Annotated in this window: 24 protein-coding genes; 10 read left to right on the top strand and 14 right to left on the bottom strand. The window is 40.1% G+C overall.

The window, feature by feature from the left end; genetic code table 11:
- Positions 1-9 precede the first annotated feature (9 nt).
- The 4 genes from egtB to RM549_RS05285 all read right to left on the bottom strand — a co-directional run bounded on the left by egtB (position 10) and on the right by RM549_RS05285 (position 3,027).
- Positions 10-1,173, bottom strand: coding sequence for an ergothioneine biosynthesis protein EgtB (gene egtB / locus RM549_RS05300; protein ID WP_311682541.1), 1,164 nt, complete (start codon positions 1,171-1,173; stop codon positions 10-12).
- 177 nt (positions 1,174-1,350) lie between these two features.
- Positions 1,351-1,761, bottom strand: a complete 411-nt coding sequence (locus RM549_RS05295; protein WP_311682539.1) for an energy transducer TonB — start codon at positions 1,759-1,761, stop codon at positions 1,351-1,353.
- Between the two features lie 35 nt (positions 1,762-1,796).
- Positions 1,797-2,174: a TonB family protein gene (locus RM549_RS05290; protein ID WP_311682537.1), complete on the bottom strand. Its 378-nt coding sequence runs from the start codon at positions 2,172-2,174 to the stop codon at positions 1,797-1,799.
- 28 nt (positions 2,175-2,202) lie between these two features.
- Complete coding sequence (locus tag RM549_RS05285) at positions 2,203-3,027, bottom strand: thymidylate synthase (RefSeq protein WP_311682535.1); 825 nt, start codon at positions 3,025-3,027, stop codon at positions 2,203-2,205.
- Between the two features lie 214 nt (positions 3,028-3,241).
- Here RM549_RS05285 and RM549_RS05280 point away from each other — a divergent pair, with 214 nt between their 5' ends.
- The gene (locus RM549_RS05280; protein WP_311682533.1) at positions 3,242-5,005 is read left to right on the top strand and encodes a hypothetical protein; all 1,764 of its coding nucleotides are present in this window, start codon (positions 3,242-3,244) and stop codon (positions 5,003-5,005) included.
- Positions 5,006-5,366: 361 nt separating this feature from the next.
- Here RM549_RS05280 and RM549_RS05275 read toward each other — a convergent pair whose 3' ends face one another.
- The 4 genes from RM549_RS05275 to RM549_RS05260 all read right to left on the bottom strand — a co-directional run bounded on the left by RM549_RS05275 (position 5,367) and on the right by RM549_RS05260 (position 9,663).
- Positions 5,367-7,076: a NupC/NupG family nucleoside CNT transporter gene (locus RM549_RS05275; protein ID WP_311682531.1), complete on the bottom strand. Its 1,710-nt coding sequence runs from the start codon at positions 7,074-7,076 to the stop codon at positions 5,367-5,369.
- Positions 7,077-7,155: 79 nt separating this feature from the next.
- Positions 7,156-7,782 carry a bifunctional nuclease family protein gene (locus RM549_RS05270; protein ID WP_311682529.1) on the bottom strand — a complete coding sequence of 209 codons (627 nt, stop codon included), beginning with the start codon at positions 7,780-7,782 and terminating at the stop codon, positions 7,156-7,158.
- Between the two features lie 85 nt (positions 7,783-7,867).
- On the bottom strand, positions 7,868-8,836 hold the full coding sequence (locus RM549_RS05265) for an electron transfer flavoprotein subunit alpha/FixB family protein (protein WP_311682527.1): 969 nt from the start codon (positions 8,834-8,836) through the stop codon (positions 7,868-7,870).
- A gap of 80 nt (positions 8,837-8,916) precedes the next feature.
- Positions 8,917-9,663: an electron transfer flavoprotein subunit beta/FixA family protein gene (locus tag RM549_RS05260; RefSeq protein WP_311682525.1), complete on the bottom strand. Its 747-nt coding sequence runs from the start codon at positions 9,661-9,663 to the stop codon at positions 8,917-8,919.
- 315 nt (positions 9,664-9,978) lie between these two features.
- Between RM549_RS05260 and RM549_RS05255 the strand changes: the two genes are divergently transcribed.
- The 4 genes from RM549_RS05255 (at position 9,979) to RM549_RS05240 (ending at position 15,221) form a co-directional block, all read left to right on the top strand.
- Positions 9,979-10,956: a pyruvate dehydrogenase complex E1 component subunit beta gene (locus tag RM549_RS05255; protein ID WP_311682524.1), complete on the top strand. Its 978-nt coding sequence runs from the start codon at positions 9,979-9,981 to the stop codon at positions 10,954-10,956.
- Between the two features lie 245 nt (positions 10,957-11,201).
- On the top strand, positions 11,202-11,714 hold the full coding sequence (locus RM549_RS05250; RefSeq protein ID WP_311483104.1) for an inorganic diphosphatase: 513 nt from the start codon (positions 11,202-11,204) through the stop codon (positions 11,712-11,714).
- A gap of 116 nt (positions 11,715-11,830) precedes the next feature.
- Entirely contained in the window at positions 11,831-14,137 is a 2,307-nt protein-coding gene (locus RM549_RS05245) for a sodium-translocating pyrophosphatase (protein WP_311682646.1), read from the top strand.
- A gap of 229 nt (positions 14,138-14,366) precedes the next feature.
- Complete coding sequence (locus RM549_RS05240; RefSeq protein WP_311682522.1) at positions 14,367-15,221, top strand: SDR family NAD(P)-dependent oxidoreductase; 855 nt, start codon at positions 14,367-14,369, stop codon at positions 15,219-15,221.
- Between the two features lie 87 nt (positions 15,222-15,308).
- Here RM549_RS05240 and RM549_RS05235 read toward each other — a convergent pair whose 3' ends face one another.
- On the bottom strand, positions 15,309-15,782 hold the full coding sequence (locus tag RM549_RS05235) for a hypothetical protein (protein WP_311682521.1): 474 nt from the start codon (positions 15,780-15,782) through the stop codon (positions 15,309-15,311).
- 239 nt (positions 15,783-16,021) lie between these two features.
- Between RM549_RS05235 and RM549_RS05230 the strand changes: the two genes are divergently transcribed.
- From RM549_RS05230 to RM549_RS05215, 4 genes are all read left to right on the top strand, one after another.
- The gene (locus tag RM549_RS05230) at positions 16,022-16,270 is read left to right on the top strand and encodes a DUF7218 family protein (protein WP_311682519.1); all 249 of its coding nucleotides are present in this window, start codon (positions 16,022-16,024) and stop codon (positions 16,268-16,270) included.
- A gap of 159 nt (positions 16,271-16,429) precedes the next feature.
- A complete protein-coding gene (gene ku, locus RM549_RS05225) occupies positions 16,430-17,203 on the top strand; it encodes a non-homologous end joining protein Ku (RefSeq protein WP_311682518.1) in 774 nt (257 codons plus the stop codon).
- The gene (ligD, locus tag RM549_RS05220) at positions 17,203-19,662 is read left to right on the top strand and encodes a DNA ligase D (RefSeq protein ID WP_311682517.1); all 2,460 of its coding nucleotides are present in this window, start codon (positions 17,203-17,205) and stop codon (positions 19,660-19,662) included. Before ku ends, ligD begins: the two co-directional genes overlap by 1 nt.
- A 73-nt stretch (positions 19,663-19,735) precedes the next feature.
- Positions 19,736-20,773, top strand: coding sequence for an App1 family protein phosphatidate phosphatase (locus RM549_RS05215; RefSeq protein WP_311682515.1), 1,038 nt, complete (start codon positions 19,736-19,738; stop codon positions 20,771-20,773).
- Positions 20,774-21,081: 308 nt separating this feature from the next.
- Here RM549_RS05215 and RM549_RS05210 read toward each other — a convergent pair whose 3' ends face one another.
- Complete coding sequence (locus tag RM549_RS05210; RefSeq protein WP_311682514.1) at positions 21,082-21,396, bottom strand: GIY-YIG nuclease family protein; 315 nt, start codon at positions 21,394-21,396, stop codon at positions 21,082-21,084.
- Positions 21,397-21,708: 312 nt separating this feature from the next.
- Positions 21,709-22,323 carry a deoxynucleoside kinase gene (locus RM549_RS05205; RefSeq protein ID WP_311682512.1) on the bottom strand — a complete coding sequence of 205 codons (615 nt, stop codon included), beginning with the start codon at positions 22,321-22,323 and terminating at the stop codon, positions 21,709-21,711.
- Between the two features lie 215 nt (positions 22,324-22,538).
- On the opposite strand from RM549_RS05205, the gene RM549_RS05200 reads away from it, so the two are divergent.
- Positions 22,539-23,459, top strand: coding sequence for a DUF302 domain-containing protein (locus tag RM549_RS05200; protein ID WP_311682510.1), 921 nt, complete (start codon positions 22,539-22,541; stop codon positions 23,457-23,459).
- On the opposite strand, the gene RM549_RS05195 is transcribed toward RM549_RS05200, so the two are convergent.
- From RM549_RS05195 to RM549_RS05185, 3 genes are read right to left on the bottom strand one after another with little or no spacing between them, the layout of a single operon-like run.
- Entirely contained in the window at positions 23,456-23,839 is a 384-nt protein-coding gene (locus RM549_RS05195) for a DUF6122 family protein (protein WP_311682508.1), read from the bottom strand. The genes RM549_RS05200 and RM549_RS05195 overlap by 4 nt on opposite strands.
- Positions 23,840-23,856: 17 nt before the next feature.
- Positions 23,857-24,189, bottom strand: coding sequence for a DUF202 domain-containing protein (locus RM549_RS05190; protein ID WP_311682506.1), 333 nt, complete (start codon positions 24,187-24,189; stop codon positions 23,857-23,859).
- Position 24,190: 1 nt separating this feature from the next.
- A complete protein-coding gene (locus RM549_RS05185) occupies positions 24,191-25,975 on the bottom strand; it encodes an SLC13 family permease (protein ID WP_311682504.1) in 1,785 nt (594 codons plus the stop codon).
- Between the last annotated feature and the right edge of the window lie 83 nt (positions 25,976-26,058).

The raw sequence follows: 26,058 nt of genomic DNA, 5'->3' as shown, positions 1-26,058 counted from the left end.
TTGTTTTGATTATTTTGCCAGTCTCAGGCCTGTAAATTGCCACCGAAGTTCTGGTTGGAAAAAGTTTCTGTAAGTATAACGGGCGTGTTTTTCTGAAGTGGCTACAGAACTTCCTCTTAATACTTTCTGGTTTACCATAAACTTTCCATTGTATTCCCCTAAAGCCCCTTCGGCAGTCTTAAAACCCGGGTAGGGTGAATAAGCACTTTCTGTCCATTCCCAGCGAGTTCCCCAGTTGAACTGCTTCTGTGCAATCTCCCATTCGGCTTCTGTAGGCAGGCGCATTTCTCTCCATTGTGCATATGCAAAGGCTTCAAAATAAGATATATGGTTAACCGGAGCATCGGGAATTAAACGGATTAATCCGCTAAGGGTGTATTGATGCCAGTCTCCGTCAATTTTATGCCAGTAAAGTGGAGCATTAATATTATTCGTATTTTTCCAGTCCCAGCCTTCGGCGTGCCATAGCAAAACATCTTTATAACCTCCATCTTCTATAAATTCGAGATATTCCCTGTTAGTTACCAGTTTTGTTGAAATCTCAAAATTTTGAAGGTAAGTCTTATGAACACCTAACTCATTATCGTAGCAAAAGTCGTTGGATTTATGCCCGATCTCGTACACGCCTTCTTCAATTTTAATCCATTCGACTTCAAAATCTTCGATTGGATTTTCTTCAAACTGTTTGTTGTAGATGGGAAGTAACGGATTGTTGCCCAGGATAAATTTAATGTCTGTTAAAAGTAGTTCCTGATGTTGTTTTTCGTGATGACAACCTATTTCAAGTACACCGCACAGTTCCTTGGAGATTTTTGTTTCTTCCAAAAAGTGGATTATCGCTTTTGTAACATAATTTCTATAAGCATAAACCCAGGCTACGGTTGGACGTGAAAGATTTCCGCGGTCGGTTCTTACTACTTTTTCTCCAACACTTTCGTAATAGCTGTTGAATACGTATGCAGAATTTTTGTCGTAAAGTTCATAATTTTCAGCGTACTCTTTGAGTACAAATTCTTCAAAAAACCAAGTGGTATGGCCTAAATGCCATTTTGGAGGAGATACATTTTCCCTCGGTTGTACCACGTAATCTTCGGTTTCCAGAAAAGAACATATCAATTCTGAATGTGCCCTGGTTTCAGTAAATAATGACGATAAATCTTGTTGTGAAAGCATAAAGGATGCACTTTAATAGGTGCTATTCAAATTTACACTTTTTTGTTAATGCCCTGAAATGAACGTGAGTTAATCCGAAGTTAAAGTGCGCTCCAATAGGCTTATCCGCAGAAAGAATTGAAACCTTCAGTAAAAGAGACAGGATCAAAGAACCTGAAAATAAGAAATAAATAATATTTACAGCGTAAGTGGAATGGTATATTTTATTGAAGTTGGTTTACCGCCCCTCATGCCCGGTTTCATTTTTGGTATCTTTTTGATCATCGTCTCAGCCGCTGCGTTAATTTGACTATTTTCGCCTTTAACAGATCTTACTACCACACTTCCTTTTTCATTAATGGCGAGGGCTATAGTAGCTTTTCCTCTCAGGAAATCCCCTGCCTCATTTCTTGGATATTTGTAGTTCTCCTTTATATGCTGCATAAGCTTTTGATTAAAACATTGTTTCTGATCTTCGCTATTTTCGCAGCCCGGCCATACAGGTGCCGTTTCTTTAACTGTAACTTTGCTGCCATCAACTTTAACACCTTCCTGGGCTAAGCTAATAGAGCCAGTAAACAGCAGGAGAACTACTAATATCTTCTTCATAATAAATTTGTTATGGTAGCGTTTGGGGTACTACATTAAAAATTAAATGGAATAGTGAATTTTCTGTCATCAGGCTCCCCTTCTAAAGTTCCAGGTTCCATATCCGGGATCTTGTCAAGCATTTCCCTGGCAGCTTCGTTTACCTGTGGCTCCGGTCCTTCAACAGAGTTTATTACCACTTTTCCTTCTTCATCTACAGTAAAGGATACGGTAACCTTCCCGCGAACGTATTCTCCAGCATCATTTTGAGGATATTCATAATGTTCCCTTACGTGCTGTGAGAGTTTTTTGTTAAAACATGCTGATACGTCTTCACTGTCTTCACAGCCGGGCCACACTGGAGAAGTTTGTTGGGCCTGAGCAGCGCCAATTCCTCCCATTAATAAGCATGCGATAACCAGTAACTTTTTCATGATAAATAAATTTTAGATTAATTATAATTTAGACTGCAACTTTGCCTTTAATGGCAGGATGCGGATTATAATCCTCTAATATAAAGTCTTCAAATTTAAAATCAAAAATATCTTTGATTTCCGGGTTAAGCTTCATTTTTGGCAATTTTCGAGTTTCCCGGCTTAACTGTAATTTTACCTGCTCCATATGATTGCTGTAAATATGGGCATCGCCAAAGGTGTGTATAAATTCTCCCGGTTGTAAATCACAAACCTGTGCCACCATCATCGTGAAAAGGGCATAAGAGGCGATATTAAACGGAACTCCAAGAAAAATATCTGCACTTCTTTGATAAAGCTGACAGGAAAGTTTACCATCTGCTACATAGAACTGAAAAAAGGCGTGACAAGGTGGAAGTGCAGCCTTGCCGTTTGCAACATTTTCAGAAAAAGATTTTGAAGTATCCGGAAGCACAGAAGGATTCCAGGCAGTAACCAGCATTCTCCTGCTGTTGGGGTTATATTTTAAACTATGAATAACTTCTTTAATCTGATCAATTTCCTCATTATTCCAATTGCGCCACTGGTGACCATAAACCGGCCCCAAATCACCATTTTCATCTGCCCATTCATTCCAGATCCTTACTCCGTTTTCCTGAAGGTATTGTACGTTGGTATCTCCTTTTAGGAACCACAGCAATTCGTAGATAATAGACTTTAAGTGGAGCTTTTTGGTGGTGACCATAGGAAAACCATCGTTAAGATCAAATCGCATCTGGTAACCAAAGACGCTTTTTGTACCTGTGCCTGTACGATCCCCTTTTTCAGCTCCATTTTCCAGTACATGCTTTAGTAAATCGTGATATTGTTCCATAAATTTTTCTTCTAAATAACAGGTTCTAAAAATATACAATTTCATCTGTTTCTCCGACTTCCTTGCGATTTTGTTCTTAAGGATTTATTAACTAAAAAGCTTATTTCTGTGTGCTCCTGCCCATAAATCATTGTTAATTAACGCTATTTAAAGATATTTTGGCTCAAATTACTTCTAAACTAGCGAAGATTAACCAAAGAAAATTTATTATATCATGAAACAACTACACTTAGCAATCTTGTTAATTTTGGGCTCAGTCACAGGACTACGGGCTCAGGATCGGGAGGTAGAATTACTTGCAGAATCTGTGATTACCCCACAATTTTTTATTGCGGTAATTGCAGGAGTGCTTTTAGCACTTGGTTTTCAATTTATTCTTACAGCACTTTCGGTAGCTCTTGGAATTACCGCGATAGGTGATCTAAAAAAGTCTTACGTCGAGAGTAAAAATCATTCCTCTGGAAAAGATACCTTCAAAGATGATGATGAGGACGATGCTGACGGTATGTCTACCGGAACTATGATTACCACCGGATTTGGAATTTGGAGTGTAATTACTGTGGGGCTGTCTCTTTTTGGAGCAACCGCACTGGCGATTAACCTTAGCCTTATTACCAGTGGGATAATAAGTGTTACCCTTGGTCTTGTAATATGGGCCACCTTCTTTATTCTAATGTTTTACCTGGAAAGCAAAGCAGTAAATTCTCTTATAGGCGGATTAATTCATACAGCAACTGCCGGTTTACGTGCATCTGGTGAGGCGGTAAAGAAAATGTTCTCTACTTCCTCTGAAACGCAAATGAAACATGTAGCCGAAGATACTGTAGATAAAATTACGCATGATCTTCAGGCCAGTTTTGACCCTCATGCGGTGAATGATACGCTGGATGAATTTTTTAAACGCTTCGATAATAAAGTGCCTGATTATGGGCAGTTGAAAAAGGATATTGAAGATATTGTAGAAAAATCCAATCAGGATATTACTATTAATGAAGATAGCGGTGGAGGCCAGGGAAAATGGATGGCTGCTCAAAGTGTAATAAATAATGCTATTTCTGAATCTGGTGATTCTAATGATGAGGGCAAAAAAGGTAAAGTGGAGCAACTAAAGAAGCTACAGAAAGAATTCAAAAGTGCCTATAAGGAAGGAAATACAGATGAAGAGAAAATTGAAAAAGTAGTTTCGAAATTCACTTCTGCAGAAGAAGAGGAAGTGCAGGGATATATTAAAAAGATCAAGGAAGTTTTGTCTAAGGTGAAATCTGATGACACTAAGGGCGCGAACCTTAAGGAACAGATAATGCCAATTATCCAGAACCCGAAGGTTGAAGGAAATAAACTGGCTCAAAGAATTAGTGAGTTGGATCGTGAAACTATTATTTCCCTGCTGTCAGAGAATACTCAGCTTAAAAAAGAACAGATTGAAAACTATACAGATAAAGCTGAAGAGGCTATCCAAAGCGTTCAGAAGAAATTAAGTCAGTCAGGCGACGGTAATTACCGAGGTGAACATCCTCACGGGCAAATGTCTGATCTTAAGGAGAAACTTGAAATAGCCGTTTTTCAATTTATGAACCACACAGGAAAGCCCGATATTAATTTATCCATGCTTACCAGCTTTGTTCAGGGAAAATTGAACAGCAGTAGTGGTGGCGGTAATCTTTCACAAATGAAGAAACGTCTTAAAAATTTTGATAAAGATTCCCTTAGGGCCGTAGTGACCAACAATACAAATATCGACCAGAAAGATATTGATAAGGTTGTACAGTCTATAGAAGACGCCAGGGACAATGTTCTGAATAAGATAGATGAGTTGGAAGATGAAGCCAGAAAACGAGTTGAAAATACCAAGCGTAAAGCAGTGATTCAGGCTGAGCATACCAGAAAAACTGCTGCATCTGCAGCCTGGTGGCTTGTAATAAGTGCAATTCTTTCTGCCGGTGCGGCAATTGGAGGAAGTCTTTTAGCAATGGCTTAGAGATTCACTTTCTAATAAAGCTAAAGAACCCTTTCTGAGAAATCAGGAAGGGTTTTTTAATTTCCGCGATTAACTGAACCGAGTGCAGTCTCGGGTTGATAATTGCCATTTTGAGAGGTGCTTCTAAATTTTCTGAAGCAAGAAAAAAGAGAAAAGACCGCTTAGCTGGAAGACATTCTGCGGGAGCATTTAAGGAGTATTCGTAAATTTTTGGTGTCAAGGTCAATAATTGCCATTTTGAAAGCCAACCCAAATTATAGAAGAAGAAATGAAATTCGAAATTCAGAATCCAAAATATTTGATTCAGATAAGTCTCTCCTCTTTCCTCTTTTTTAAGGATGGGTAAACAATAATTTCCGGCTTATCCCAATATCATCCCCGCGATAGTTGCCGAAAGCAAAGAAGCCAGCGTTCCACCAATGAGTGCTTTCATACCAAATTCTGAAAGTGTTTTTCGTTGTCCGGGAGCAAGGGAGCCTATTCCACCAATTTGAATTCCTATAGAAGCAAAATTTGCGAATCCGCATAACATATAAGTGGCCATAATCACCGACTTTTCATAAGTTAGGCTAAGTGCATTTGCTGGATTTTTTAGATCTGCGAGTTGTACATAGCCTACAAATTCACTTGCGGCAAGTTTTATTCCCAATAGCTGTCCCATTAACATCATATCTTCCTTGGCTACTCCAATTACCCACATAAGTGGCGCGAAAATTAATCCCATTATCGACTCCAGGGAGAATTGCGCATATGGAGTATGCGCTGCCATTAAAGAGTTCAGCTGAGTCCATCCTCCAATCCAACCGAGAACGTAATTTATCATGGCTATAAACGCGATAAAAACAAGGAGCATTGCTGCAACATTGGCTGCCAGTTTGAGTCCTTCGGTAGTGCCGTTAGCGATCGCATCCAATATATTGGATCCTATTTTTTCTGAAGAAACCTCTACATCAGAATTTACAGGTTCCTGCTGCGGATACAGTATTTTGGAAATTACTATAGCTCCTGGAGCGGCCATTACAGAAGCCGCAAGTAAATGTTTAGCAAACTGAAGTCTTAGTACAGGATCATCCCCTCCCAAAAAGCCTATATACGCGGCGAGCACTCCGCCGGCCACCGTTGCCATTCCGCCAATCATTACTAGGAGCATTTCAGACCGAGTCATTCTTTCCAGGTAAGCCTTAATCATAAGCGGGGCTTCTGTCTGTCCCAGGAAAATATTTCCGGCGACGCTAAGACTTTCAGGACCGGAAATACCCATTAATTTTGTTAGCACCCATGCCATTCCTTTAACGACAAACTGAATAATACCCAGATAAAAAAGCACAGAGGTAAGTGCCGAAAAGAAAATAATTGTTGGCAATACCTGAAACAGAAATATAAATCCGAAACTATCCACATCCATCATTCCTCCCAGGAGAAATTCACTTCCTGCGGCAGTAAAATCTAAGATTAAAACAAAGATATTTCCAACGAATTCAAATACCCGCTGTACAAAAGCAATCCGTAATACACCCACAGCCAGTAGGAGCTGAGCTCCAAGGCCAATAAAAATGGTTCTCCAGTTTATTGCTTTTCGGTTACTGCTAAAAAGAAAGGCTATTATTAAAAGTACAAGCATTCCCAGGGCTCCGCGGGTAACACTTCCAAAAGAAGGCCCTTCGCTGGGGATCATTTCTTTGGCCAATGGTGCAGGGACAGCCTCTTTAACTGTCTCCGGTTTTTCCTGAAAGGTATATTGGGTATCGCCTTCAGAAATTTTCATTTCAGATTCAGATAAAGCTGTAACCCGATAGTTTCTAATGGTGTCAAGAGGTTTGCTGTAGAAGAATACCAGAATGTTATTCTGATAAATAAAGTCACCGGAAGCGAGCGTGTCTGCTGTTTCCTCTCCCGTTATACTAAATCTTCCTTCTGATAAATTTAAAATGTTTTCCGAAGAAAAAGCTGCGTCAGGGGAGTGCAGGGTATCTCTAGTTTGCTGGAATTCCCAGCTTTTGGTAATACTTTGCGAGGAGGCGGTGGTTAAACCAAATATCATTAAAAACAGACAGCACCAGAGCTTATTCATCTAGAAAAAAGTTTAAAGCAAAAAATGGCAATTTTCGAAAATCTGAAAAGTAAACGGCTAATCAGATTAGAATTCACGTTTACTTACGTTTGGAAATTTCATCCCTTATACGTGCTGCCTTTTCATAATCTTCGCTATTTACGGCCTGGGATAAAAGATCTTTAAGTTCTGAAAGGGATAGCTTCTTGTAATTTGTATCGTCAGATTTTATTTCAATATCATCAGAAAGTAATTCTTCAGAAATGATTTCCTCTTCTTCCTTACGGGTCGATGGGCTTCGCTGCGGCTCCTCACCTTTTAGAAAAATACCTGCTTTATCGAGGATGTTCTTGTAAGTAAAAATTGGGGCTTCAAATCGCAGCGCCAAAGCTATGGCATCGCTGGTCCTGGCGTCTATGATTTCTTCAATCTTATCGCGTTCGCAGATTAGACTGGAATAAAAAACACCGTCTACCAGTTTGTGAATAATAACCTGTTTTACCACAATCTCAAACCTTTCCGCAAAATTCCGGAAAAGGTCATGGGTTAAAGGTCGGGGAGGTCTTATCTCTTTTTCAAGGGCAATGGCAATAGATTGGGCCTCAAAAGCCCCGATAACAATAGGAAGTTTTCTTTCTCCATCTACTTCGCTTAAAATTAAAGCGTAAGCTCCATTTTGTGTTTGACTGTAAGAAATTCCTTTAATGTTAAGGCGCACTAAACTCATAATCCAGAAATTGAAAAAAGGCTGTCTAAATGAGGACTTTTTACCAGATTTAGACAGCCCTTTTAAGGGGCGCAAGTTATAAAAATTATGCGTTTTTAGCTTTAAATTCTTTCAATTTTTCGTTGAGCCTTGGAACAATTTCAAATGCATCCCCAACAATTCCATAGTCTGCAGCCTTAAAAAACGGGGCTTCAGCATCGTTGTTGATCACAACTTTGGTTTTGGCGGCATTAATACCTGCCAGGTGCTGGATCGCTCCAGAAATTCCCACGGCAATGTAAAGGTTAGAGGCCACTGGTTTTCCAGTTTGCCCAACGTGTTCGCTGTGCGGTCTCCATCCCATATCACTTACTGGTTTAGAGCAGGCAGTAGCCGCTCCAAGGATTTCGGCCATTTCTTCAATCATTCCCCAGTTTTCCGGACCTTTTAACCCGCGTCCTCCCGAAACTACAATCTCAGCGTCTGCGATGGTCACTTTGTCTGTTGCTTTATCTACAGATTCAACATTTACTGTGAAATCCTGATCGGAAAGACTTGGAGAAAATGCTTCTTCCTGGGCATCTGCCTGTGTTTCTTTAACTCCGAAGGCATTTTTTGAAAGTCCGATTATTTTTACATCGGTATTTATCTTGGTGAAGGTAAAAGCCTTATTTGTAAAAGCTGTTCTTTTAACGGTAAAAGGATCTGTGCTTTCCGGAAGAGCAACAACGTTAGAAGCATAACCCGCTTCCATTTGTACAGAGAGAATTGGCGCTAAATATTTGCTGTTGGAGCTTTGTGAAAGTACGATAATTTTAGACCCTTCCTTTTCTGCAGCTTGTTTTAACGCATCGGCATAAGGTTCAGCATTAAATTTGGATAATGTATCGTTAGAAATAGCTAGTACTTTATCGACACCGTATTTTCCCAATTCTGAAGTGTCCTGCGCATTAAAAGTCACCGCAGTTACAGATGTTCCTGATTTATCGGCAACTTCTTTCGCGTAAGAAGCTACTTCGAAGGACGCTTTTTTGAATTTTCCCTGTTCTGATTCTATGTATACTAAAACTGACATGTTTTTTATTATTTTTATCCTTCCGCCTAAGCGGAAATCATTTATTTTTTATTTCCTGCTTTAAATACAATACTGAAAAATTAAATCACTTTCGCTTCATTATGAAGCAGATTGATTAGTTCATCAAGATTTTCAGGATCAATCATTTTTACAGCTCCTTTAGGTTCCGGTTTCTCGAACTTAACAGTTTCTGTTTTAGTTTCGGGCTGGGTAGGTTCAACTACATTCAAAGGTTTTTTTCGCGCCTGCATAATCCCTCTCATATTTGGGATTTTAAGGTCACTTTCTTCCACAAGCCCTTTTTGGCCACCAATTACGAGGGGTAGAGAAGCCGTTAAAGTTTCCTTACCACCTTCAATTTCACGAATAGCTTTAGCTTTTTCACCTTCAACCTCCAGGCCAATGCAATTATTTACAAAATTGGCTTTTAGAATGGTGGCAAGCATTCCCGGTACCATTCCACCATTATAATCTATCGATTCACGACCGGCAATTATAAGGTCATAAGCTCCGTCTTTGGCTACGTTTGCCAGCTCTTTAGCAACCTGGAAACCGTCCAGCGCAGCGGTATTCACTCTTATAGCAGAGTCGGCACCAATAGCAAGTGCTTTTCTCAAGGTAGGTTCTGTTTCCTCTCCTCCCACATTAACTACATCTACCGTGGCACCTTGTTTTTCTTTAAACCACATGGCGCGGGTCAGCCCAAATTCGTCATTAGGATTTATTACAAACTGAACTCCGTTAGTATCAAATTTGCTGTCACCTTCAGTAAAGTTAATTTTTGAGGTAGTATCAGGTACATGGCTAATACATACTAAGATTTTCATATATATTGAATTTTTTAATAATAATTGTGCTTTCCCACGAAGGTACATAATTAAATCCAAAATTGCTATGCATGCATAATAAATTTTCAGAAATATCTGTTTCAATTTATTTTGAGGTTCTCCAGGAGATGTTTTTCCGTTAAGACCTAGAAATGAGGTGGAAAGAAAAAATGACTAAGTCGAAAATTGCCATTTTCAGCATTGCATTTAATAATTATGGGAATCTCCGAAATTTTTGTACTGGTATTATGGTAAAAACTTTATTGAATTACTATTTTTGTTCTTTCAAGTTATACAATAATATAATACACTATAATGAAGACAATTCAATTTAGGGAAGCCGTTCAGCAGGCAATGAGCGAAGAGATGCGCAAAGATGACACCATTTACCTGATGGGGGAGGAAGTAGCAGAATATAACGGAGCCTATAAAGCTTCTAAAGGTATGCTGGATGAATTTGGTCCTGAACGTATTATTGATACACCAATTTCTGAACTTGGTTTCTCCGGAATTGGAGTGGGTAGTGCGATGAATGGGAACCGCCCGATAATTGAATTCATGACCTTCAATTTCTCTTTAGTGGGAATTGATCAGATTATAAACAACGCTGCCAAAATGCGCCAGATGAGTGGTGGGCAGTTTAATATTCCTATCGTTTTTCGTGGCCCAACAGGTTCTGCAGGACAATTAGGGGCAACACACTCCCAGGCGTTCGAAAGCTGGTATGCAAACTGTCCGGGGTTAAAAGTGATAGTTCCTTCTAATCCTTACGATGCTAAAGGCCTTCTTAAATCTGCTATACGCGATAACGATCCTGTAATTTTCATGGAAAGTGAGCAAATGTATGGAGACAAAGGGGAAGTTCCTGAAGAGGAATATGTAATTGAGATCGGAAAAGCAGATATTAAGCGTGAGGGAACAGATGTTACTATCGTTTCCTTCGGAAAAATTATTAAAGAAGCTTACAAAGCTGCTGAAGAATTGGAGAAAGAAGACATTTCGTGCGAAATTATTGATTTAAGGACTATTCGTCCAATGGATCATGAAACTATCCTGGAGTCTGTAAAGAAAACCAACCGTCTTGTAATTCTTGAAGAATCATGGCCGTTTGGAAATATCTCTACAGAAATTACTTACCAGGTTCAGGAAAAAGCATTCGATTATTTAGATGCACCTATTATAAAAATAAACACTGCAGATACTCCTGCTCCTTATTCCCCGGTTCTTTTAAAAGAATGGTTACCAGATAGCGACGATGTGATTAAAGCTGTTAAAAAGGTTCTTTACAAATAACAAGAAGCAGATTAATAAATACTTACAAGAACTTCACCTTATACGGTGGAGTTTTTGTTTTTATACATAAAAATCCTTTAGTTCAATTTCAATTCACTTCTCATCAACCCATTGCCTAAATCTAAAATCAATAGATCCTGAAGGTGATTTTCATCAAGCTTCTGCGGCTTTACCTTTTTAATAACATTATTTAAAGTCAGGATTACTTATATTTACCGCCTTTAAAATTTGAAAACAATAAAATAATGTCTGAAACTTTTGATGTACTAATAGAGATCCCGAAGGGGAGTAGAAACAAATACGAGTACGATTTTAAACTGAAAAAAGTACGTTACGACAGGATGATTTTCTCATCGATGATGTATCCTGCAGATTACGGATTTATTCCAAACACCCTGGCGCTGGACAGTGACCCTTTGGATGTATTGGTTTTGGTATCTGAGCCCACTTTCCCGGGTATTGTAATGGAAGTTAAGCCGATTGGTGTTTTTCATATGGCCGATGAAAAAGGACCTGATGAAAAAATAATCTGTGTACCGGTTTCTGATCCTATCTGGAACAGGCTTAGTGATCTTAATGAATTAAACGGGCATATGCTTAAGGAAATTGAGCATTTCTTTAAAGTTTATAAGGATCTTGAAAAGAAAAAAGTGGATACAGGCGATTTTGGAGATGCCAGTGAGGCACGGGAAATTATAAGACAGTGCGTTCAACGTTTTGAAGAATATGATGGTGATAAAAGCAGGTTTGGTATATAATCCGCAATTATAGTCTTTAAAAATTATGTATTTAAAAGCAATAACCTTAAAAAGTTATTGCTTTTTTAATTATCATTGATTTCATACATTAGCTAGATTAACTAATGTTTAACAATATGGAAGCAATGATGATTTACGTGCCAGCAGTATTGGCCATTTTAGGACTATTGTACATGTGGTTTAAAAGATCCTGGGTAATGAAACAGGACGCCGGAGACGGAAAAATGCTGGACATTTCCTCACACATTTACGAAGGTGCTCTGGCATTTTTAAAAGCAGAGTACAGATTACTTACCTTTTTTGTTATTGGAGCCAGTATAGCTCTCGCCGCTATTGCTTATGTGGTTCCTACAACCCATTGGCTCATCATTGTGGCCTTTATTTTTGGCGCTTTCTTTTCTGCCCTTGCAGGAAATATGGGGATGAAAATCGCCACCCAAACCAATGTAAGAACAACACAGGCAGCACGTACCAGCCTTCCGCAGGCTTTAAAAGTTTCCTTTGGAGGCGGTACAGTAATGGGGCTTGGGGTTGCAGGATTAGCCGTTCTTGGACTTAGCGCATTTTTTATTTTCTTCTTTCACTACTTTATGGGCGGCGAATGGACCAATACCGCACAAATGACGGTGGTACTTGAAACCCTTGCCGGATTCTCCCTGGGAGCCGAATCAATAGCACTTTTTGCGCGCGTGGGTGGCGGAATTTATACTAAAGCGGCCGATGTTGGTGCCGACCTTGTAGGAAAGGTTGAAGCGGGGATTCCTGAAGACGATCCACGAAACCCTGCGACTATTGCAGATAATGTTGGTGACAACGTAGGAGATGTTGCCGGAATGGGTGCCGATTTATTTGGAAGTTATGTGGCTACCGTACTTGCTGCCATGGTGCTGGGAAATTATATTATTGAAGATATGGGCGGCGATATTAGGACAGAAGGTTTTGGAGGAATCGGACCGATTTTGCTTCCGGTTGCCATTGCCGGTGCAGGGATTATTATTTCCATTATTGGAACTTTACTCGTGAAAATAAAAGATAATTCTGCTAAAGAAGATGAAGTACAAAAAGCGCTGAATATCGGTAACTGGGTTTCCATTGCACTTGTGGCGGTGACCAGTTTTTTTCTGGTAAGATGGATGCTTCCCGAAACCACTATGAAGATGGGATTTTTTGTGGGAGGAAGCGAAGGGTTTAATTATGTAACAATTCCGGCAATACGCGTTTTCTATGCCACTTTAGTGGGAATTGGAGTAGGTGGGATAATTTCTGCCTTTACAGAATATTACACCGGACTGGGAAAAAAACCGGTACTCTCTATTGTTCAGAACTCCAGCACGGGAGCAGCTACTAACATCATTGCCGGGCTTTCTACCGGAATGATTTCTACTTTTTCTTCAGTATTACTTTTTGCTGCTGCGATTTGGGCTTCTTATGGTCTGGCAGGATTTTATGGCGTCGCAATGGCAGCTTCGGCGATGATGGCGACCACTGCAATGCAACTTGCCATTGATGCTTTTGGGCCAATTGCCGATAATGCAGGTGGTATTGCCGAAATGAGCGATTTGCCCGCAGAGGTAAGGGAAAGAACAGATATTCTGGATTCTGTGGGAAATACCACGGCTGCCAGTGGCAAAGGTTTTGCAATTGCTTCTGCAGCTTTAACTTCCCTTGCGCTTTTTGCAGCTTATGTAACCTTTACCCGGATTGACGGAATTAATATTTTTAAAGCTCCGGTACTCGCGATGCTTTTTGTTGGCGGAATGGTACCAGTGGTATTTTCGGCATTAGCTATAAGTTCTGTCGGAAAAGCAGCGATGGAAATGGTCAACGAGGTAAGAAGGCAGTTTAGGGAAATTCCGGGTATCCTGGAAGGAACAGCAAAACCTCAATACGATAAGTGTGTCGAAATCTCTACCAATGCAGCTTTAAAGGAAATGTTATTACCCGGAGTCCTAACCATTGGATTTCCTATTGCCATTGCTTTTATTCCGATGATTTTTGGATATGACAATTTGCTGATTGCTGAAATGCTTGGCGGTTACATGGCGGGAGTTACGGTAAGCGGCGTGCTTTGGGCAATTTTTCAGAACAATGCCGGCGGTGCCTGGGACAACGCTAAAAAATCTTTTGAAGCCGGGGTAATGATCAATGGCGAAATGACCTACAAAGGTTCCGATGCTCATAAAGCTGCGGTAACCGGGGATACTGTTGGCGATCCATTTAAGGACACTTCTGGCCCATCTATGAATATTCTTATTAAGCTTACCTGTCTTATAGGGCTCGTTCTGGCGCCTATCCTGGGAGGACATACTGTAGATGCTCAGGAAGTACGGGAAGAATCAAACGAGGTTTCTGTAAATCTATCTCAAACTGAAGAGAATCAGGAGGGATCTATAGCTTTCTTTACTTCTGAAGAAAATGATTAAATGATGGTTTCACTGAAATAGTAGAAGAGATTCTTACAATAAGATTAGCATATACTTTAAGTCGGTAATTGCCATTTTTAGCACCTCTCTTATTTTCCTGTTTCCGAATAATAACAATCGACGGCAAATTTCTTAAACTTATTATAATCAGCTGTATTTATTCAAAATTTTCCATCTGAAGTAGTAATTTAAGTCTGAATATTTATTAACCAGACTAAAAAAGAATAAAATGGGAAGATTAAGTGAGAAAACAGCAATTGTGACCGGCGGAGCTACAGGAATTGGAGAGGCTATAGCAAAACGTTTTTGTGCCGAAGGGGCCAAAGTGCTTATTATTGGCCTTCCGGATAATCCGGTTGACGCTGTGGTGAAGGAAATTGAAGAAAATGGAGGTGAAGCTCTGGCTTTTCATAAAGATATTTCTTCCGAAGAAAATGTAAAGGAAGCCATTAAGCTCGTTATCGATAAATGGCAAAAACTGGACATCCTTATTAACAATGCGGGTGTTTTTCCGGAAAGTAATACTGCAGATAAATTTTCTGTGGAAGCATTTGATAATCTTATAAAGAACAACGTCCGCACCACGTTTATGTTCACAAAGTATGCTTTACCGGAATTGCAAAAAACAAAGGGTAATATTGTTACTGCAGGTTCAGAATCTGCAATTCTTGGTATTCCCGAAGTAGCAGTTTACGGTGGTACCAAAGGTTTTAACCACTCTTTTACCAAGGGTGTTGCCGGGGAACAGGCGAAGAACGGAGTGAGGGCAAATATTGTGGCTCCGGGTGCTATAGATACTGCCTGGACGCACAAGGAAACAGGACCAATGAACGAAGAAATGGAAAATACGATGGTAAATGCTACTCCTATGGGTAGACGTGGTACTGTAGAAGAGGTTGCGAATATTTATTTGTTCCTGGCTTCAGATGAGGCGTCTTATGTTACAGGTTCTGTTTATTGTGTAGATGGTGGAATTACTATTGGAAAAGGCGCAGTTGGACAACAGGTTCCTGATGAAATGAAAAAGAAGAGAGTAGATATGGACGTGAAGCATTCTAAGGAGGGAGCTACTGAATTGAAATAGATTCTTTAGGCTTGTAATCCCTTTAATTTAATTAGATTACCTTCAGGATTTCCTATAGGAAAATTATGGGGAGTTTTGGAGGTTTTTTTATAGTGAACCAATAGGATATTTTTTAATTCCCATTATGTTCATTTCGCTAAGGGTGAGATGGATTTTATGACGGTGGGACATTAATTTCTCTCTTATTTTTCCGTCATTAGCTTTTGCCAGACATTCCAGATACTTTGCATAGCTTTTGCTCTCACGCTTAAACGTTTCATAAAAGTTGCGCTTGCTGTGCATTCGGAACCCAGGGGAAGTATTCTTTATTTTTTTAGGACTGGTAAAATTGGGAACATTGTTGTTTTGGAGTGCGTAAACTTCCTGTTGCAGCTCTTTTATCAGGGTTTCAAGTTCTTCACAAAAATTTTCTTTCTGTTTGCAAAGGCGCAAAAAGATATTTTTTATGTAGATTTTATCGCAAGATAAATAGGCATTCTGGTAAAACTGGCAATTTACAAGATTGTCAGATCTTAGCTCCTCTAGCTTCTCGATTAATAATATTTTCTTTTTTAATTTCATTATTTTTAAAAATTTGTACTATAAATTTAGGATATGTCAAAACTTGTTATTAACGCATTTGCTTTTTTAACTTATTTTTAGGTTTGTTTAATGAATTTCTTAGGAGGCACCTGAATCACAAAATCTTTTGCTTCTGCTTTCAATTGCCTGAGTTAAAACAGCGTTAATCCACAGCTTTTGTTTAGGTAAAACAGGCTTTTATTGTAGCTTTAGTAGTCTAATTTTTAAATCTTTTTGTTATGGCTAAAGATCATGGACCACAGATTAAGAATGACGAGCAGTACGAAAAATTGCGTGATAAAGGGATGAGCAAAACAAAAGCCGCCCGTATAGCAAACGATCCTGACTCCGGTAAAAAAGGAGGTAAGGCAGATAAGTACGAAGAAAGGAGCAAAGAGGATTTATACGAGGAAGCTAAAAAAGTAGGAGTAGAGGGTAGGAGTAAGATGAGTAAAAAAGAACTAATTAAGGCGCTTCGGAACTCTTAGAATGCCAATCATTTTAACAATGAAGCACGCAGGAATTTTCCTATAGTACATTAATTTTCCCTTTGTTGTAGGAAAACGGACTTTAAGTGATACCGCTTCACGATATTTCCGTAGAAAATATCCGTCAAAACATCCTTTACTAACTTAAATTATTAAAATATGAGGTCCATCTGGAACGGTTCAATAAGCTTTGGTTTAGTTTCTATACCTATTAAAATGTATTCCGGTTCTGAAGATAAGAAGATAGACCTGGACATGCTGGATAAACATGATAATGCGCGTATCCGTTACAAAAGGGTGAATGAAGATACAGGAAAGGAAGTGGAGTGGAAGGACATCGTAAAGGGTTTTAAACAAGGTGAAGAGTACGTAGTGTTGGAAAAAGAAGACTTTGAAAATGCCAACATGAAGAAAAGCAAAACAATAGATATTGAAGAATTTATTGAAGAAAAAGAAGTTGCAGATGTCCTCTTTAAAAAACCTTATTTTCTCGAACCGCAAAAAGAAGGAGGTAAATCCTATAATCTGCTACGCAACGCACTTAAGAAAACAAAAAAACTGGGAGTTGCGACTTTTGTAATGAGGCAAAAGGAGCATCTTAGTCTTGTGGGCGTATATAAAGATGCGCTTGTGCTGCATGTAATTCGTTTTGCAGATGAAATTCGTGATCCAGGTGAACTAAAATTGCCTGATACAAAAGTTGCCAAGAAGGAGGTGGACATGGCGATTTCCCTGATTGAACAGTATACGACCGACTTCAGTTTTGATAAATTTAAAGATGTTTATAACGATCAGTTAATGAAGATCATCAAATCGAAATCCACCGGAAAAATTTCCAAAGCAGAGAAATTTGATGATAAACCAACTCCTGCTAAAGATCTTATGGCGCAGCTTAAAGCAAGTCTGGACAAAAAGAAAGGTAAAGCTTCCTGATGGGCTTAGAAGAATACTTTAAAAAAAGAAATTTTGAAACCACTCCGGAGCCCAAAGGATCAATTTCCAGTAATGACGGGCAGCTAAGGTTCGTGATTCAGCGGCACCAGGCCAGCCGCCTACACTACGATTTAAGACTGGAACTGGAAGGCACCCTCAAAAGTTGGGCTGTTCCTAAAGGTCCTTCAATGAATCCCGGTGACAAACGCCTGGCGATACAGACCGAAGATCACCCTTTACAATACCTCACTTTTCATGGCACCATTCCCAAAGGCAACTATGGAGCAGGGGTAATGGACATCTGGGACGAAGGTATTTACAGGGGCACCGGCGGAATCGATAATAAACAACTTGTCGCACAACTGAAAAAAGGCGATCTGAAGCTGGAATTCTTCGGAAAAAAAATCATGGGCACCTTCGCACTTGTGAGAACAGGCCGGGGAGAAGGAAATCAATGGTTACTGATTAAAAAGAACGACGAGTTTTCTATTGATACTGCTTACGATGCTGAAGATTATACGTCTTCTGTAGCAGTAAAAACACCTCAGGAGCCAAAAGTCAAAACCCTCCAGCCTACCGAGGCTATTAAACCAATGATGGCCACAGCCACCAAAGAAATATTTAACGATCCGGAATGGATTTATGAACTTAAATGGGACGGTTATCGTATGATTGCCAATGTAAAAGATGGCGACGTGGAGCTGCATTCCAGAAACGGAGTTTCGTACAATCAAAAATTTTCCCGGCTGGTACGGGACCTGGAGCAAATCTCACACAATGTGATCCTGGATGGGGAAGTTGTGGTGGTGGATAAAAAAGGAATTCCCGATTTTCAGAAGTTACAGAATTACGACGAGACTACATTGGGGGAATTACGTTTTTACGTCTTTGATATGTTGTTCCTGAATGGACACAGTATGATGGAACTTCCGCTGGTTCAAAGAAAATCCCTTATAGAAGAAGTGATAGAGGGAACTTACCATACTTTTTACTGTGAGCATATGGAAGGTATGGGAAGCACTTTTTTTAAACGGGCTATAGATGCCGGCATGGAAGGCGTGATAGCAAAAAAAGCAGATTCTACGTATTCTCCGGGTTACCGTAGTGAGAAATGGCTGAAGATAAAGGCTATAGAAAGTACCGAGGCTATTATTTGTGGTTATACAGATTCTGAAAGTGGTAGTTTTGGATCCCTAATCCTGGGCATGTTTAAAGATGAAAAGCTTACCTACATTGGAAACTGTGGCTCGGGTTTTTCAGCTGCAAAGCAGAGAGAGCTGCTTAAAATGTTTAAAGAGCGGGAAACAGACAAAAATCCCTTCGGAAAAAATCCGAATTTAAAAGGACGGAAACCAAACTGGATAAAACCGGAATTAATCTGTGAAGTGCAATTCACCGAATGGACTAAAAGCGGAAACATGCGTCACCCGGTTTTTAAAGGGCTGCGCAGTGATAAAAATGTTCCGGAGATCACCGGCGAAAAAGTGGTGGATAATCCAGCACCAACCGAAAATAATTCGGGTACATCTGCTACTTCCGGGTCTGGCTCTTCCAAAGCGGGACACCTGGAAATTGGCGGGATAGAAGTGCCATTTACCAACCTGGAAAAAATCTACTGGCCGGAATCTGGCTTTACAAAATATGATCTAATCGATTACTATTTAAATATTTCCGAAGTTATTCTTCCGTATTTAATCGACCGTCCGCAAAATCTTCACCGGCATCCCAACGGAATAAAAAAAGAAGGATTCTATCAGAAAGACAACGAAGGTATTTTGCCCGACTGGATCGAGACCACCAAAATCCATTCAAAATCTTCAGAAAAAGATATTGAGTATATGCTTTGCCAAAAAGAAGCGACTTTGCTTTATATGGCGAACCTGGGCTGTATCGAAATTAATCCGTGGAGTTCACGGGTTCAGAATCTCGAAAATCCAGATTTTACGGTGATTGATATAGACCCTTCAGAAAAAAATACTTTTGAAGAAGTTATTGAGGTGGCGCAGGCAGCAAAAGTGGTGCTGGAAAAAGCAGGAATTGAAGGTTATTGTAAAACTTCGGGCTCCAGTGGAATTCATGTGTATATTCCGCTGGGTGCGCTTTATACTTATGAAGAAGGTCGCGATTTCACGAAGTTGCTCTGCTATTTCATCAACGAAATGTTACCGGAAATCACCACAATGGAGCGGAATGTAAGAAAACGGAAGGGTAAAATTTACCTGGATTATCTTCAGAACAGAAGAGGGCAAACGCTGGCCGCTCCTTATTGCGCAAGACCCAAACCCGGTGCAACAGTTTCTGCACCGCTTCTGTGGAAAGAAGTGAAGTCCGGATTGCAGTTAGCTGATTTCAACATAAAAAGTATGCCTGAAAGAATAGAGCGGGAGGGGGATTTATTCGCGGGTGTGCTAAAATCTGGAATAGATATGGGGGAAGCCCTGGAACGCCTGAATACATGAAGCACGAAAATTGGCAATTTTCGGCATCGGCTGTTATTTGTCGTATTATTAATAAAAATAGAATCGCTTAAAAATGTTTAAACGTCTAAAGAAATTTATAGGAAGATATCGTAATCTTGAGCAGGTACTTTTAATACCTTACCGTAGCTATGGTACGTATTCCCGGCTTTATGTTTTTGGACGCGCGCTGGACAATGAGCCGCTAAAAATCGTTCAGGATCAGTCTTTTTGGAAAACCACAAAGAATACCTGGAAACAATTCGACAGTTTTGAAATTCCAGATGCTGAAATAGAACTTGTCATCCCGGGAAAAATAAAACTCAGTCATAAAACCAATGGGGAAGGATATTTTCTTTTCGATAAAACTTTAGAGGAAAACGTAGCTGAAAATGCCGATGAGGAAGGTTGGATCGATTACCAACTGCATTACAAAGGTGAGGTTTCTCCAAAGACAAAGATGCTGGAGGACTATTTTGAAGGTGAATTTCTCGTGCCGCCTGCCGATGCTGAATATGGGGTGATTAGCGACATTGATGATACCATTTTGCACACCGGTGTGACTTCTTTTTTGAAGTGGCGTTTACTTAAAAACTCTTTGCTTACCAATGCCTACAGCCGGATTCCGTTAAAGGGTGCGCCGGAACTTTACCAGAAACTGCATCATGGCAAATCCGGAAAAAATCAGAATCCGATGTTTTACCTGAGTAACAGTCCGTGGAACATGTATGAGTATCTGAAGCTATTTCTCGATCATAACGAATTTCCGAAAGGGCCAATTTTACTCCGGAATTTCCGGACTCCTTTCGATCGCACCACAAAACCTGAAAAACCTCATAAGCAAAAAGAAATAGCAAATATCCTGAAAACTTATCCCGATTTAAAATTTATCCTCATTGGTGACAGCGGGGAACATGACGCTTCAATCTACACCGAAATCGCCGCTCAATATTCCGACAGGATTCTGGCGATTTATTTGCGGAGTGTAAAGCATAAACGGCAAATGGAAAGGGTGCAAAGTGTAATTGATAAATTCGATTCCACACCTTTGTTGATGGTCCATACGTCTGAAGAAGCTGTTGAGCATGCCAGGGAGAACGGGTTTATAAAGTGATTGCCACATCGACAAGCTCAGTGTGACACTCGAAATGTGACAATACCAAATCACAGTCCGGCTGAGCCTGTCGAAGCCCCGTATCTGTTTTTCGTCATCCACACTTCGACAAGCTCAGTGTGACACTCTAAGGATGATACGCAAAATGAAAGTCCGGCTGAGCCTGTCGAAGCCTCATTGTTGAAGCCATCGTTAAATCAGGATCACTCTGTCGAAGCCCTTCCCTGCTTCATTCCTCCACTTCGACAAGCTCAGTGTGACATCAGAGTTACTGTCAGGCTGAGCTTGTCGAAGCCTTATCATTGGAATTATGACTCTTCAGTTGAAGAACCATTTTCAGTATAATTCTTAGAATACTGAACCAGTTTTTCCCAGTTTCCTTCAATCAGCGCAATCTTTTTCCTCCTGCTCCATCCTTTCAATTGCTTTTCAACCTTAAAGGCCTGGTGCGGATCTGTAAATTGCTCGACCCACTTTAGAGCTACTGGTCTTCTTTTATAAGTGAAAGCTTCTGGATAAACCCCTGAATTATGTTCGGTCAATCTCTTTGTGAGGTTTGAAGTCACTCCTATGTAGAAGGACCTGTCTGAACAATCCACAATATAAACCAAGAAAAGCTTCATTTCTGTAAGTTGAATTACTATGCTTCCAATCCCCACTTCGAGAGGCTCAGTGTGACACCCGAGTTACTACAGTCAGGCTGAGCCTGTCGAAGCCCATTCCTGCTAACGTCGTCCACACTTCGACAAGCTCAGTGTGACAAGCGGAGTGTGAGAAGCCCGGGACTGGCATTAAAGTCCGGCTGAGCCTGTCGAAGTCCGTATCTGTTTTTCCTCACCTACACTTCGGCAATCTCCACTTCGACAATCTCAGTGTGACACTCGAGTTGTAGTCCGGCTGAGCCTGTCGAAGCCCACTTTCCACTCTTTCAATTTCTAAAACAACCCATGCAATTCCGCGTCGATCCGGTTGATGATATCACCTAAATCTTCCGGATTCTCCACAAAATTGATGTTGTCCACATCAATAATGAGCAAATTGCTTTTATCATAATCGTGGACCCAGGCTTCGTATCGTTCGTTAAGTCGGCTGAGGTAATCTATGGAAATGGAATTTTCATACTCCCGGCCGCGTTTCTGGATTTGTGCTACCAGGTTTGGGATACTGCTCCTAAGGTAAATAAGTAAGTCCGGACCCTGTACCACACTTTCCATAAGTTCAAAAAGTGATTTGTAGTTTTCGAAATCACGGTTGGGCATGAGGCCCATTGCATGCAGGTTAGGCGCAAAGATATGCGCATCTTCATAAATCGTACGATCCTGAATAATATCTTTTCCGCTTTCTCTAATCTGAAGGATTTGCCGGAACCTGCTGTTCAGGAAGTAAATCTGAAGGTTAAAAGACCATCGCTCCATTTTATTATAAAAATCTTCGAGGTATGGATTTTCCAGAACATCTTCAAAGTGGGCCTCCCATTTATAATGTTTGGCGAGCAATCTGGTAAGTGTGGTTTTTCCCGCTCCAATGTTTCCGGCGATGGCTATGTGCATAAGTGTAGTTTTTCGGGTGATTTGTTGTTGCTATTCAAATTGAAACAGCGGGGGTAAAGATACAAGTTTTAGGTCGAAAATATATTTTTACAGCTATTTTGAAGGCGCTGTTTTACCTTTTTCTGAGAAAAAATAAGCTGAAATTTCGATTAAAAGCGGCAAAGATTTCTTCTGTTTCCTGAGATGCTTTAAATTGAGCTTTTTAAGACGGTTCTATGGAAAAAATTGCTTTTTTGTTTGGTCTTTGCTTGTTGCTAATGGGCTGTGAAAATGATGATCCCGGCGATGTTTTGTTCTCTTCAGATGTTATGAGGGTTACCGGCACCCGCTATTCTGCAAGTAATAATGAATTTGATGAAACCTATACAGGCTTTAAAAATGCAGTAAACCAAAATATCAATATTAATATTCTTACTGAAGTAGATCATGCTGCAAATGCCATTGCTACAGGTCGGGTTTTAAATCCTGTTAGCACAGTCTTTTTCGAATATTCACAGTTTGAAGCACTATTGCTTGTTGAAAATCCGCTGGTGGGTCTGGACTTACCTATTAAAATGATGTTTTATCAGAATGAAAATTCTGAAGTTTTTGCCGTTTATAATTCTGTTCCGTATTTGACTTCCCGATACGGGCTCGAAGGATCAGATCACTATAACGAACTTGCTACAAGTCTCAGGGATCTCGCAAATGCAGCCACTAATGCCGAAGTTAAATTTTCGGCAAATGCGACAGTAGATTTTGAAGAAGGAATTACCTCTTTAGAAAGTGCCCAGAACTTTAGTGAAACTTTTGGGGCCCTTAGAAGTGCGATTTCTGTAAATGAAAATTTAGATATTATCGCACAGGTAAATCATCAGGCTACTGCTGCGGCCGAAAATGTGGAAATTCCCCCTTCAACTTTAATTATATTTTCTTATCCCGAACTGGAAGCGCAACTCATGCAGGAGTCGCAAACTGTAGCATTGGACCTGCCGCAAAAAATATTGGTTTGGCAGGACGAAGAGGAGGTGGTGCATATTTCGTACAACGATCCCGATTATCTTATTCAGCGGCATGTTTTAACAGGAAATTCCGAAGAGCTTCAGCAAATTGTGCAAATCCTGGAAGATCTGGCTTCTGTTGCTTCAGGAAATTAGTTGGTCCAGAATTCCTTCAGCTTATAAATTTCCGAAGAATAATAGCATTCACTGCATTTCGAGAAGGACCAGAGGCAATCGATGAAATCGGTTAGCATATGGAAAAGTAGTCCTATAAAAATCAGTCTTAGAATACGGTGTTTTACGATAATACTTCCGAAGAGATACACGATAATTGCCATTTCTGAATGCAGGGGATGATAACCTATTCCGCAGCGATCGGGATCAAAAATTGGCGTGGCAACAAGATGATCAAGATCCACCAGCATCGTCGCCAGCAGGATAAGGTAAGCCTGTTTCCAGTTCCTGCGATCCACCAGCCATGCGATATACACAATGGCTACAAAATGAAGAAAATAATGTACCAGAGTTTGGAGCATAGGCGCCGGAAGATAATTTAATTCTTATCAGTTTTTTCCTCTTCCTCTGGTTCGTCTGGCTGGAGCAACTTGTTAAGTTTTCTGTTTAATGCTATATATCTCCAGATACCAACCGTTATAAAAAGTACACATATAAAAAGGGATAAATAGCCAAGCCACTTTACGTGGTCATATTCTTTAATCTGCAGGAGTGCCAGTCCACCAATAAGTAAATAAAGGGAAGCTCTTATATAAGAAAGAACGGTACGTTCGTTGGCTAATTTGGTGCGTTCCAGGGCCAGGTGTTCTCGAATGAGTTTTTCGTCAATGATCCTGGTTTTAAACGGGTTATGTAGTTTTACTTTTCTCATTTCAAAAAGGAAAAAAAATGGGTATTATAAAAGACGCAGCGATCCAGATTATAAAATTTAAAGGTGTTCCAAATTTAAGAAAATCATTAAACTTATAATTTCCGGGAGCATAAACCATCGTGTTTACCGGATAACTCACGGGAGTCATAAAAGTTAACGAACAGGCGAACATCACCCCAATTAAAAACGGCTTTTCACTTACCGTCATGGCCGAGGCAAGGCTAATTACAATTGGTGACATTAAAGCCGCCGCAGCTTTGCTGGACAGAACGTTTGTTGAGAGAAAGGTAACAAGAAAAATAAGACTTAGCGTGATCCTGGGATCCAGACCGCCCATATTTTCAAAAACAAAGTCTGAAATAATCTCTGAGCCGCCGGTTTTCTCCAGCGCATTACCCATAGAAAGTACCCCGGCCATCATAAATATCACTTTCCATTCTATGGCCTCATAAGCTTCTGAAGGTTTTAAAACCGCCAGGATCACCAAAAGCAGACTTCCCACCATGGCACTCATAAGAATAGAAGTGAGGTTAAACGCTGCAACCGTAACCACACCAATAATGATAAGTAGCGCCGGGATCGCCTTGCGGTAATTAATGTTCCGGTTTTGATATTCTGAAAGCGTTACCACCAGTTTTCTGGCAGATAAGGTGTTGATATTTTTTTCTGAAGCAAATAGAAGCATCATATCGCCTTCCTTCAGTTCTACGTGGGCCACATCCTGGGTAATCGTTTCTTTTCTATGCCTTATCGCCAGGACAGAAGCATAGTAAGTATTCCGGAAGTTTATTTCTGTAAGGGATTTTCCGGCAAGATCAGATCCATAAGGGATCATCACTTCATAAACTTTCTTCTCTTCTTTAGATTCTTCAGCAGGCTTAATTTCAGAAATATCTTTTTTGTCACCAATTACCGCATAATGCCGGTTTGTTTTGAGTTTGGAGAGACATTCTGGATCTGTAAGCACCTTTATTAAATCACCCTCTCGCAACATTGTATCGGCATTAATTTCATAAACGTGGTGATGTTTGCGCTTAATGGTCAAAATCTGTGCTTTGTAATCACGTACCAGTGCGGATTTTCCTATTGAATGATCTATATCTGGATTGCCTTCAGAAAGTTCAATTTCAGACATATATTTTTCCGCTTGTTTCTTTAAACCGGACTCTTCTGCACTCTCTCTCTGCGGAAGTAAAATTGGAGCTACAATAAAAATATAGGTAAGACCTACGGCGAGCAGGCACAGCGCCGGAAGTGCAAATTCAAACATGTCGAAAGCTTCAAGTCCGCTCTCCTGTGCAATTCCGCTAACCAGGATGTTTGTGGAAGTACCAATTAATGTACAGGTTCCGCCGAAGAGTGCCGAAAAAGATATTGGAATCAGCAATCGCGACGGACTTATTCCTGTCTCGCGGCAAACCAATAAAGCCATCGGGATCATAATCGCGACTACTGCAGAATCGTTTATAAATGCAGAAAAAACTGCCGCTGTGGCACAAAAAGTAATAAGCGCCAGCAGGTAGTTAATTTTGGCAATTCTGATGATTTTACTGCTGAGACCGTCAATTATCCCCGATTTAAAAACCGCTGCGCTAATTACAAACATACAGGCGAGGGTAATCGTGGCGGGATGATTAAAGCCCGAAAATCCCTCCTCCGGACTCAGCACCCCCGAAACTATAAACAGCGCCATAATGAGAATAGAAGTAGTGTCTATCGTAAAGTAATCCTTTACAAATAGAATAATCCCAATGAAAATAATAGCAACCGTTAGGTAAAGTTCCATGGGATGAAAATAAGCTTTTTAGATTGTTACATCTAAAATTATTTTTAATGGAATTTGCACATCTTTTCCAGAATATGAGCGCA

The sequence above is a fragment of the Autumnicola patrickiae genome (assembly GCF_031846525.1).
In the GTDB taxonomy this organism is placed as follows: Bacteria; Bacteroidota; Bacteroidia; order Flavobacteriales; family Flavobacteriaceae; genus Autumnicola; species Autumnicola patrickiae.
Note: the sequence above shows the minus strand (reverse complement) of the source record. Positions and strands in the feature narration are given on the sequence as shown.